A 10,814-nucleotide genomic window follows, 5' to 3' on the forward strand; every position below is an offset into this window, starting at 1 on the left:
GCCGCCGGTCCCGTCAGGGCCGCGGCTGACCGCCCGCGCCACCTCCGCCGCCACCGCCGCCCGCGCCGCCCCCGCCGGCGGTCGCCGGCCCGGGGGAGCCCTGCGCGGGGGAGCCCGTGGTGGGCGTCGTCGGCGTGGTCGGGGCCGAGACGGACGTCTCGGTGGACGTGTCCTCCGTGGGGGCGGTCGTCTCCGTCGTCGGGGCGGGCGCCGCGGACGTCGGGGGCGGGGCCGCCGTCGTGGGCTCCGGGACCCCCTCGCCGCTGTCGCCCTGGAAGCTGGCCTTGTCGGGCAGGTCCTCCTCGGGCGTGCCCGCGAGCACCGTGCTCATGAACCGCTGCCAGATGGCGCCCGGCAGGCCGGAGCCGTAGATGATCCGGCCCCGGACGTCGACGATCGGGTCGGAGGGGGTGTCGTTCCCCATCCACACCGCCGTGGACAGCGACGGGGTGTACCCGACCATCCAGGCGTCGGAGTTGTCGGTGTCGGAGGAGCCGACGGTGCCGGTCTTGCTGGCCACCTCCCGGCCGTCCTCGAGCGGCCGCTTGGAGTAGTCGGCGACGTCCTTGATCCCGTAGGTCACGTCGTTGGCGACGTCGGCGGTCATCACCTGCTCACCGGGGTCCGGCACGGTCTCCAGCAGCAGCGTGCCCGCACTGTCGTTGACCTTGGCGACGAAGTAGGGGTCCCGCTGGGTGCCGCCGCTGGCGAAGGTCGCGAACCCGACGGCCTGGTCGATGGGGCGCATCTCGTACTCGCCGATGCCGATCGACGAGCCGACGTTGCCGCTGTTGGGGTTGGCGAGCGTCGTCTTGCCCTTCAGCCCCCCGCCCTCCCAGACGTCGGGCAGCCCGGTGGCCCGTCGCGTGAACTCGGCGACGTTCGGCGGCCCCACCTCGAAGGCCAGGCCGTAGAAGGTGGTGTTCAGCGAGCGGGTGATCGCCTCCTTCAGCGTGCAGGCGGGGCACGAGACCCCACCGGAGTTGCGCACCGGCGCCTCGCGGTCCTGGAACGTCTGGGGCGAGCTGCCGTCGCGCCGGGCGGTCACGCTGATGCCCTGCTCGAGCGCCGCACCCAGCACGTAGGGCTTGATCGACGAACCCGGCTGCCGCTGGGCGTCGGCGTAGTCGTTGCCCGTGCCCGACTCGCCGCCGTAGTAGGCGCGCACCGCCCCGCTCCGCGGGTCGACGGCGACCAGCGCCTCCTTCAGCGGCTCGGGCTCGCCCTGCATCACCTCGTTCCGCGCGGCGACCGCGGCGTCCTGGTAGCCCTTGTCGACGGTGGTCACGATCCGGAGCCCACCGGCGCGGATCTGCTGCTCGTCGTAGCCGTGCTTGCCCTCGAGCTCCTCGATCGCCTTCTGGACGATGAGGCCCTCGGGGCCCGCCGGGATGCCCAGCGAGCCGGCGGCCTTGGGCTCCACCGGCGGGTACACCGACGCGGTGCGCTCCTCCTGGGTCAGCCAGCCCTCCTCCACCATGGCGTCGAGCACCTTGCCCCAGCGGTCCTGGGCATCCTCCGGGCTGACCTCGGGGTCGTACCGGGAGGGGCTGCGGATGAGGACGGCGAGCACCGCGCCCTGCTGCGCCGTGAGCTGGGACGCGGGCACCTTGAAGTAGGTGTTGGCCGCGGACTCGATCCCGTAGGCGCCGCGGCCGTAGTAGATGGTGTTGAGGTAGTTCTCGAGGATCTGGTCCTTCGAGTAGTTGTTGTCCAGCTTGATCGCCAGGAAGAGCTCCTGGAACTTCCGGCCGAAGGTCTGGTCGGAGTTCTGCAGGATCGCGTTCTTCACGTACTGCTGGGTGATCGTCGACCCGCCCTGCGTCGAACCGCCGGTCACGTTGTTCCACGCCGCCCGGACGATGCCGGTGAAGGAGATGCCCGGGTCGGTGTAGAACTCGCGGTTCTCGGCGGCGAGCACGGCCTCCTGGGCCGGCTTGGCGATCTGGTCCAGCGCGACGTTGGTGCGGTTCTCGTCGCCCAGCCGGGCCATCTCGCTGGTGCCGTCGGAGTAGTAGACGACGGTGGTCTGGGCGGTGGTGATGGAGTCGGGGCTGGGCACCTCGGTGCTGGCGTAGACGACGCCCACGAACACCCCGAGCAGCACCAGCATCCCGGCCATCAGGGCGCCGAGGATCTTCAGCCGGCGGTTGCGGACCTGCTTCTTGGACCGCGGTGCCTTGCCGCGCGGCTTGGCCGAGCGGCTGCCGGTGCCCTTCCCCCCGTTCGCCCGGCTGCCGGCCGGCCGGCCCGCGGCGGGACGACCGGCAGCGGTCCGGGACGCGGTCGTCCGGGCCCGGCCGCCGCCGCCCCCGGTGCTCCGGGTACGGGCGGGCGGCGGGCGGCGGACGGATCCGGCGCGCGGCGCGACCGGTGAGGTCTCGTCGTGGCTCGGCACGCGGGAACCCCTCTCTGACATGTCTGTGCGGCGACGGGGGGCCGTCGCAGCGTGGCGTCTTCAACTGTGGAAACGGTGGAGGCCCGTCGGCGCGCCTCGACCCCGGCAGCACCGCATGTGACGGACGGGTCCCCAGGGGCAACCGTGGTGACGACCGGATTACTCCGTGGCCACCCGGCGCCGGTTCCTCCGGGGCTGGCGTCCCGGAGCCGGCTCGGCCCCGAGGACGTAGGAGTAGTCCAGGTGGTTCCAGCCGCAGGTGCGGCACACCTCGACGGCGTACACCGTGAACTCCTCCTGTGCGGCGTCCATCCGGGCGAGCTCGGCCTCGGTCTTGGCCTGACCGGCGGTGGGACCGAGGTGGTCCCCGTAGACGTAGTTCACGCGGGTCAGGCGTTCCTTGCGGCAGACGGGGCAGACGGCGTCGGTCACCTCGCCGTGGTACTTCGCCGCCCGCGAGAGGTAGGGACTGGCGTCACACACCTCGAACGATCCGGTGCGCCCCGCGTAGACGTCGGCAAGGAGCGCTCGCCTCTGCAGCGAGTAATCCACGACGGATCGACGTCCGGGCACGGGCGCCAATGTACGCAAGAACATGGCGATCCTCCGGATCGCACCGCGGCCAATCGCCGTCCCCCCCGACACGTGGAGCCGCTTCGTCGCGCCTCCGCGGACCCTCCGGGCCCACTCGGCGCGACCCGGACCTCCCGATGACCGGCGAGCGCCCCGTTCTTCCTTCGATGTATCGTCTCGATACATCGACAGCACCGAGCCAAGGGAGGCGACATGCTCGAGTTCGCCATCCTCGGCCTGCTGCACCAGTCGCCGATGCACGGGTACGAGCTGCGGAAGCAGCTCGCGCAGATCCTCGGCGGGCTGCGGAGCATCTCCTACGGCTCGCTCTACCCCGCGCTCAAGCGCATGCACGCGGCCGGTCTCATCAGCACCGAGGAGCCCGATCCGCACGCGCTGCTGCCCGCCGACGCCCCGCCCCTGACCGGCCGGCGCGGCAAGGTCGTCTACACGATCACCGCGGAGGGCAAGGAGCGGTTCCACGAGCTGGTCTGCGACAGCGGCCCGGAGGCCTACGACGACGGCGGCCTCTTCGGCGTCCGCCTGGCGTTCTTCCGCCACACGGCGTCGGACGTGCGGCTGCGGATCCTCGAGGGGCGCCGCCGCACCGTCGAGCGGCAGCGCGAGGGCCTGCGGTCCTCGCTGGCCCGCACCCGGGAGCGGCTCGACCACTACACGCTCGAGCTCCAGCGCCACGGGCTGGAGTCGGTGGACCGGGAGGTCCGCTGGCTCTCCGAGCTGATCGACACCGAGCGCCGTGGAGCAGCGGGCGGCGCTCCCCCCGAGACCCCCGGCGGATCCCCGCCGAGCACCAAGTGACCAGAGGACGGCGTGCCGGTCACGCCGTCGACACCGGACCGCCCGCGGTCCGCGTCCACGGGACCCCCGCGGTCCAGGAGAAGGAGAAGTTCATGGGAACCGTCAAGGTCGCCATCGTCGGCGTGGGCAACTGCGCCGCCTCGCTGGTGCAGGGCGTGCACTACTACCGCGATGCCGACGAGTCCGTGTCGGTGCCCGGGCTGATGCACGTGCGCTTCGGTGACTACCACGTCTCCGACATCGAGTTCGTCGCCGCCTTCGACGTCGACGCCAAGAAGGTCGGGCGTGACCTCTCCGAGGCGATCGTCGCCAGCGAGAACAACACCATCAAGATCTGCGACGTGCCGCCTCTCGGGGTGACCGTGCAGCGGGGGACGACCCTCGACGGTCTCGGCAAGTACTACCGCGAGACGATCGACGAGTCCGACGAGCAGCCCGTCGACATGGTCACGGCCCTGCGCGAGTCCGGCGCCGACGTCCTGGTCTGCTACCTGCCGGTCGGCTCGCAGCACGCGGCGGAGTTCTACGCCCAGGCCGCGATCGACGCGAAGGTCGCCTTCGTCAACGCCCTGCCCGTCTTCATCGCCGGCACCCCCGCCTGGGCGGAGAAGTTCACCGCCGCCGGCGTGCCGATCGTCGGCGACGACATCAAGAGCCAGGTCGGCGCCACCATCACCCACCGCGTCCTCGCCAAGCTCTTCGAGGACCGCGGCGTCCAGCTCGACCGCACCATGCAGCTCAACGTCGGCGGCAACATGGACTTCAAGAACATGCTCGAGCGCGAGCGCCTGGAGTCCAAGAAGATCTCCAAGACCCAGTCCGTCACCTCCCAGGTCGACCGCGACATGGGCGCCGGCAACGTGCACATCGGCCCCTCGGACCACGTGCCGTGGCTCTCGGACCGCAAGTGGGCCTACGTCCGCCTCGAGGGCCGCGCGTTCGGCGACGTGCCGCTGAGCCTGGAGTACAAGCTCGAGGTCTGGGACTCCCCCAACTCGGCCGGCATCATCATCGACGCCGTCCGCGCCGCCAAGATCGCCCTCGACCGGGGCATCGGCGGCCCCATCCTGTCCGCGTCGTCCTACTTCATGAAGAGCCCGCCCGTGCAGTACGACGACAGCCAGGCCCGCGACGCCGTCGAGGCCTTCATCCGGGGCGACATCGAACGCTGACGCCCGTCCCGGGACACACCTCACCCCCGTCCCCTCCCGGTGCGTCAGCACCGGGGGAGGCGGGGGTGACGCGCTTCAGGCGGCGACCATCTCCCGGATCATCGTCGCCCGGTCCAGCTCGCTCCACGCGGTCAGGATGTCGTCGGTGATGACGGCGTCCACGCCGAGCTCGGCCACCCACTGCAGGTCCGACCGGTCGTTGACCGTCCAGAGCGCGACCGACAGGCCGAGCCGGTGTGCCGTCTCGACGGCCTCCGGCGTCTGCCGCACACCGGCCAGCGAGAGGTGCACCTCGTCGTGCCCGTCCTCGGAGGCCCGCTGCACGACCTCGGCGGCCGGGTCCTCGGTGTGGCCGAGCAGCGCGGTGCGGACCGGCAGGTCGGCGCACGTCGCGCGGATCATGGCGAGCAGTGCGGGGTCGAAGGACGAGACGGTGATGGCGGCGTTCCCGGCGGAGGTGCGGAGGACGTCGGCCAGGACCGACGCGGTCCGCGCGGCGACGGCGGCGTCGGCCACCGGCTTGGCCTCGACGACGACCTGAGCCCCGGAGAAGGACTGCACGGCGGCGAGCAGCTCCGGCAGCGTCGCGAGGGCGGCCTGCTCGGCGGCGCTGGGCAGGTCGTGCGTGCAGACCAGCGTGCCGCCCTCGGTGAGCCAGACGTCGACCTCGACGCCGTCGGCACCCTGGAGCAGGGCCTCGGTGACCGCCGCCACGGAGTTGTCCGGCCGGCCCGCTCCCGGGGCCCCGCGGTGTCCGAGGACCTGGACCCGGTCGGTCTCCGCCGGCAGGAAGGGGTCCGCCGGGAAGGAAACCATCTGGCGGCCGGTGCTCTCGTTCATCGTCAACCTCGTCTGCGTGTCCCCGTGATCCGTTACCGCAAGGGTTCGCCGCGGCGAGGTGCCCCGGTAGCAACCGCAGGGGTGACCGGGAGCCGCACGAGGTGTCGACCTCACCCACCTTGGTGTCCGCCGCGCGGAAGCCACCCGCCCCACCCAGGTGGTGGAAGCCGACACCCCGAGGGGTGCCGTCCCACCCCTGGGATGCCTGGGGAGGGCCCGCTGCCGCCCCGAGAGTTCCGGTCAGGCCGGACGCCGGCCGGACACGAGGTGGCGGACCGGATGACCAGCACCGGACACGGAGTGGCGCACACCGGCGTCCCCTCGGCCCACCGGAGGGCCGACGGTTCCCACCCCGAACGACCGGACTCCAGCGCCGGGGCCCTGTCCAGCCGGGCTCGCCGGGTCCAGAGTGGTCCCGGGCCGAGAGCCGGCCGGGGGACAGGAGGGACGGCACACCAGATGACGAGCTCGAGCAGCTCCAGCGAGACCCGCTCCAGCGGGACCCAGCAGATCGACGTCTCGGCGATCCGCGAGTTCGGCGAGGTCCTGCTGACGTCCCCGGCGCGGCTGTGCTTCATCGTCGAGGAGCGGTACGAGAACGAGGTCATGCCCGGTGCGGTCGTGGACGTGCTGCGCTCCTGCGGACACAGCGTCGACGTCCTGCGGCCGAACGGCACCGTGACCGACCTGTGGGAGCTGCTGCCCACCGATGTCGCGCGGTACGACGCCTTCGTGCTCAAGACCGTCTCCGAGGGCCCCGGCCTGAGCCTGCTGGACGCCGCCGCGGCCGCCGGCGTCACCACGGTCAACGACTACCGGGCGATCCGCCTGGCCCGGGACAAGGCCGTCGCCGCCGTCCGGGCCCGGGCCGCCGGCATCCCCTTCCCGAAGACCTGGTTCGCGTCCAAGTCGACCCTGCTCGAGCAGATCCCGGCGGACGCCTATCCGCTGGTGGTGAAACCGAACAGCGGCAGCGCGATGCGGGACGTGTACCGGGTGGACACCCCCGACGAGCTGGCGCGGCTCGCCATCGGCGGCAGCCTGCTGGTCCAGCCCTACCTGCCCAACCCGGGCCACGACGTCAAGCTCTACAACACCGGCGACGAGGTGTTCGCCACCGTGAAGCGCTCGCCGCTGCACCCGGGCGCCGACGTCGTCGAGGAGCAGATCCCCGTCACCCCCGAGCTGCGGAACCTGGCCCGCGCCGTCGGCCGGGTGTTCGGGCTCGACATCTACGGGATCGACGTCGTCGAGACCGCCGAGGGCTGGGTCGTCCTGGACGTCAACGACTTCCCCAGCTTCGGCAAGGTCCCGCAGGCCGCCTGGCGGCTGGCCCGGACCGTGTTGCGGGTGACCCGGCGCCAGGCCGCCGCCAAGGCCGCCGCCCAGGCCTCGTCCCCCACCGTCTACCGCCCCGTCGTCACGACCGTCGCGGAGGCCCGGCCATGAAGATCCACCTGCTCGCCGAGGCCGCGCCCAACCCGGTCCTCACCGCCGTCATGGCGGAGCTGGGCCGCCGGCACGAGGTCGCGGTCTACGACGCCGAGACCCTGCCGGCGGGATACGGCGGCGAGCCCGGTCAGCAGGCGCCGCCGGACGTCGTCCTGCTCAAGTCCCGCCGGCCCGAGGCGAGGCGGGTGGCACAGACCGCGGAGCGGGCCGGCAGCGTGGTCGTGAACAGTCCGGCCGCGACCACCCTGGCGCTGGACCGCGCCGCCACGGCCGAGGCCCTGGACCGGGCCGGCGTCGCGGCCCCCCGCAGTTGGTCCGTCGCCGCCCTGCGCGACCTGGCCGCGGACGGAGCCGCGCTGCCGTGGCCCCTCGTCGTCAAGAGCCGCACCAGCTCCCGCCGCGATCTCGTGCGCCTGGTGAGCAGCCCGGCGGAGCTTGCCGGGCTGCTGCCCGAGTGGGGCGGGGAACCGGTCGTCGCCCAGGAGTTCGCTGCCAACGACGGCTTCGACATCAAGGTGTGGGTGATCGGCGCGCACCTCTCCGTGGCCCGCCGGCGCAGCGCCCTGGAGGCCATCGACAAGAGCGCCGACGAGCACCTGGACCCGGCCGATCTGCCGGAGGACTGGATCCGGACCGCGCGCGACGCCGGCGCGGCGATGGACCTGCAGCTGTACGGCGTCGACCTGCTGATCACCGGGGGCCGGCCGGTGGTGGTGGACGTCAACCCGTTCCCCGGTTTCCGCGGCGCACGTGAGCCTGCCGAGGCACTGCTCCGCTTCCTCTCGACGATCGCATCCACGAGGACGGTGCCGGCATGAGCATCTCGACCGGACCGGCGAGGCCGATGGTGACCGGCGCGACCGACGCGCTCGACCGGTACCTCGCCGACGAGGGCACCGACCGGACCAGGCCCCCGCTGCGGTACCTGCGGCGCAAGCCCGGACGTGGCCTCGTGGCTGTCTTCGGCCCGAGCGACCGCGGGGACATCTACACGGTCAGCGTCGACGAGCGGTCCCTGCTCGAGGGTCTCGACGCTGCCGGGGTGTCGGGCTCCACGGTCCAGGCGTTCCCCGTCGACCCGAAGCTCCCGCACCTGGACGCCGTGATGGCGCCCTCCGCGCACGCCGACCTCGCGGCCGCCCTCGAATCGACCGCCCGCGAGGTCCACGACGTGCCGTCCGACCGGGACCTCCTGGACGTCGTCGCCGAGCCCGTCCGGTACAAGCCGGGGGACCGGTGCGTCCTCCGCTACCGGCTCCGCTTCGGCGCACCGGGGGCCGCCGGGGGACCGGGCACGGCTCCCCGGATCTGCACCCTCGTCGCGAAGCTCTACCGGGATCCCCACGAGGCGCAGGCCGCCGACGACCTCCTGGCCCGCCTCCGCGAGCGAGCGGCGGTCGAGTGGACCGCCCGGCCCCTGGGCGTGGTGCCGGGGCTGCCGCTGGCGCTGACCGAGGACCTCGGGAGCAGCCGCGACCCCGTGCCCGCGCACTCCGGTCTGCACGTCGTGCATCCCGGGTCCGACGCCGCGGCCGAGGTCGTCCGCCGGGCCGCCCGGGCCCTCGCCGAGCTGCACACGAGCGGCGTCGACACCGCCGGCCTGAGCCGGCGCACCGGAGCCGACGAGGCGGGGAAGGCGGCGAAGCGCGCCGGACTGCTCGAGGGGTACGTCCCGGAGCTCGCCCCGGTGGTCCGGCAGGTCGGCGACGCGCTGTGCGCCGCCCTGACCGACCTGCCCACGGACACCCTTCGTCCCGGGCACGGGAGCTACAAGCCGAGCCAGCTGATGGTCCGGGGCAGCGCCGTCTTCCTCGTGGACTTCGACCAGTTCTGCCTGGCCGACCCGGCGCTCGACGTCGGGTACTTCCTCGCCTACCTGCGGCCGGCCGGGCTCTTCTACCGCCGGGCCGGTCGCCGGGCGTGGTTCGAGGAGTCCGCGGAGACCTTCCTCTCCACCTACCTCCACCGCCTCACCGAGCGCGGGGAATCCGCGGCCACCTGCGCGGGCATCGCGCGCCGTGCCCCCCTGTTCGAGGCCGCGCTGCTCCTCAAGATCGCGGCGCGACGGGCCAACCGGCTGCACAGCCCACGTCCCGGAGAGGTGGCGGCGGTGCTCGACGAGGTCTCCCGCTGCCTCGCCGTCACCCGGACGCCCCGGTCGCTGGTCGGAGAGGCCTAACCCGCCAGGTTCAGGACGGTCAGCGTGCCGTCGCGGAGGTTGGTGACGTAACCCCGGCTGCCGTCGGGCAGGACCGCGAACGAGGTGGGGGACTCGCCGGTCGGGATGGTGGCCGTGACCGCGTACGTCTCCCCGTCGATGACCGAGATGCTGTTGTCCTCGTTGTTGGTGATGTAGGCGTACCGGCCGTCCGCCGACCACGCGGCATGCTGCGGGAACGCGCCGACGGGGATCGTCGCGAGCACGGTGTTGGTGTCGGTGTCGATGACCGACGCCGAGTCGGCGTCGTAGGTGGCCACGATGAGGATCGGCTTGGTCGGGTGCATGGCGATGCTGTGCGGGCTCGTGGGCACCGGGATGGTCGTGATGACCGTGTTGGTGGCGGTGTCGATCGCCGACACGACGTTGGAGTCGTGGTTGGCGGTGTAGACCCGGGATCCGTCGACCGTGAAGGCGACCCAGTGCGGGTTGGGCGCCACCTCGATGTTCGTGACCAGGTCGTCGGTGGACGTGTCGATCACGGACACGCTGTCGTTGTCGTGATTGGGCACGTAGACCCACTTCCCGTCGGGGGACACCGCGGAGAGGAACGGCCGGGTGTCCACCGGGATGGTGTCGACGACCGAGTTCGACGTCGTGTCGAGGACGCTGACCGCCGCGATGGTCCGGGCCTCGTCCCACACGCTCACGTACGCCCTCCGGCCGTCCGGGCTGAAGGCGATGAACTGCGGGGGACCGACGTCGATCGGGATCGTCGCCGTCACGGCGTCGACAGCCGTGTCGACGACGGTGACCACGCCGACATCGCGGTTGGCGATGTAGAGCTGCCGCCCGTTCGGTGCCGCGGCGACGTATCCCGGCGTCTCACCGACCGGGATGGTGGCGCCGATGGACGGGATCGGGACCGCCGTCGACGGCGGGGCCGGGGCTTCCGATGCCGAGGGCGACGCCGAGGCGGTCGGCGCCTGGGCGCCGCCGGTCTGGCCGTCCGGCCGCGTGCTCAGGTAGACGGCCACGCCGGACACGACCACGAGCAGCGCCAGCCCCACGAGAAGCGCGAGGTACCGGCTCCACCACGGTGCGGACGCGGCCGGTGGGGGAACCGTCGCTGCGGGACCGCCCGGTCCAGGTCCCTCCGGTGGGGGAGCGGCCGGCGGGGCACTCCCGGGGGGCTCGCCGGTGCGGGGCTCGGGCACCTGGCCCGACGGCTGCGCGGCGACGGGCACCTGGCCCGACGGCTGCGCGGCGACGGTCGCCTGGCCCGAGGGCTGGGCGGCGACGGTTGCCTGGCCCGAGGGCTGGGCGGCGACGGTTGCCTGGCCCGAGGGCTGGGCGGCGACGGTCGCGGCCCCGCCGCCGTGGTCGGTGAGGGCGACAGATC

General features: G+C 72.9%; 9 protein-coding genes. 5 read left to right on the top strand and 4 right to left on the bottom strand.

The window, feature by feature from the left end:
* Positions 1-13 precede the first annotated feature (13 nt).
* Both E4P39_RS18770 and E4P39_RS18775 read right to left on the bottom strand, forming a co-directional pair.
* The gene (locus tag E4P39_RS18770; RefSeq protein WP_245159950.1) at positions 14-2,398 is read right to left on the bottom strand and encodes a transglycosylase domain-containing protein; all 2,385 of its coding nucleotides are present in this window, start codon (positions 2,396-2,398) and stop codon (positions 14-16) included.
* Positions 2,399-2,557: 159 nt separating this feature from the next.
* Positions 2,558-2,971 (bottom strand): DUF5318 family protein, encoded by a 414-nt coding sequence (locus E4P39_RS18775; RefSeq protein WP_245159951.1) that lies wholly within the window; start codon positions 2,969-2,971, stop codon positions 2,558-2,560.
* A 213-nt stretch (positions 2,972-3,184) separates the two neighbouring features.
* Here E4P39_RS18775 and E4P39_RS18780 point away from each other — a divergent pair, with 213 nt between their 5' ends.
* Both E4P39_RS18780 and E4P39_RS18785 read left to right on the top strand, forming a co-directional pair.
* A complete protein-coding gene (locus E4P39_RS18780; RefSeq protein WP_135138105.1) occupies positions 3,185-3,790 on the top strand; it encodes a PadR family transcriptional regulator in 606 nt (201 codons plus the stop codon).
* 92 nt (positions 3,791-3,882) lie between these two features.
* Positions 3,883-4,962 carry an inositol-3-phosphate synthase gene (locus E4P39_RS18785; protein WP_135138106.1) on the top strand — a complete coding sequence of 360 codons (1,080 nt, stop codon included), beginning with the start codon at positions 3,883-3,885 and terminating at the stop codon, positions 4,960-4,962.
* A gap of 75 nt (positions 4,963-5,037) precedes the next feature.
* Here the strand turns inward: E4P39_RS18785 and E4P39_RS18790 are convergent, their stop codons facing one another.
* Positions 5,038-5,802: a glycerophosphodiester phosphodiesterase gene (locus E4P39_RS18790; RefSeq protein ID WP_135138107.1), complete on the bottom strand. Its 765-nt coding sequence runs from the start codon at positions 5,800-5,802 to the stop codon at positions 5,038-5,040.
* 459 nt (positions 5,803-6,261) lie between these two features.
* Here E4P39_RS18790 and E4P39_RS18795 point away from each other — a divergent pair, with 459 nt between their 5' ends.
* The 3 genes from E4P39_RS18795 to E4P39_RS18805 are packed head-to-tail and all read left to right on the top strand — an operon-like array spanning position 6,262 to position 9,433.
* A complete protein-coding gene (locus E4P39_RS18795; RefSeq protein WP_135138108.1) occupies positions 6,262-7,251 on the top strand; it encodes a hypothetical protein in 990 nt (329 codons plus the stop codon).
* Complete coding sequence (locus E4P39_RS18800) at positions 7,248-8,072, top strand: alpha-L-glutamate ligase (protein ID WP_135138123.1); 825 nt, start codon at positions 7,248-7,250, stop codon at positions 8,070-8,072. Before E4P39_RS18795 ends, E4P39_RS18800 begins: the two co-directional genes overlap by 4 nt.
* Positions 8,069-9,433, top strand: coding sequence for a phosphotransferase (locus E4P39_RS18805; protein WP_135138109.1), 1,365 nt, complete (start codon positions 8,069-8,071; stop codon positions 9,431-9,433). Before E4P39_RS18800 ends, E4P39_RS18805 begins: the two co-directional genes overlap by 4 nt.
* On the opposite strand, the gene E4P39_RS18810 is transcribed toward E4P39_RS18805, so the two are convergent.
* Positions 9,430-10,814: beta-propeller fold lactonase family protein (locus tag E4P39_RS18810; protein ID WP_167761965.1), on the bottom strand; the 1,385-nt coding region annotated here is incomplete at its 5' end. The genes E4P39_RS18805 and E4P39_RS18810 overlap by 4 nt on opposite strands.

Origin of the sequence: Blastococcus sp. CT_GayMR19 (assembly GCF_004570385.1) — a bacterium.
In the GTDB taxonomy this organism is placed as follows: domain Bacteria; phylum Actinomycetota; class Actinomycetes; order Mycobacteriales; family Geodermatophilaceae; genus Blastococcus_B.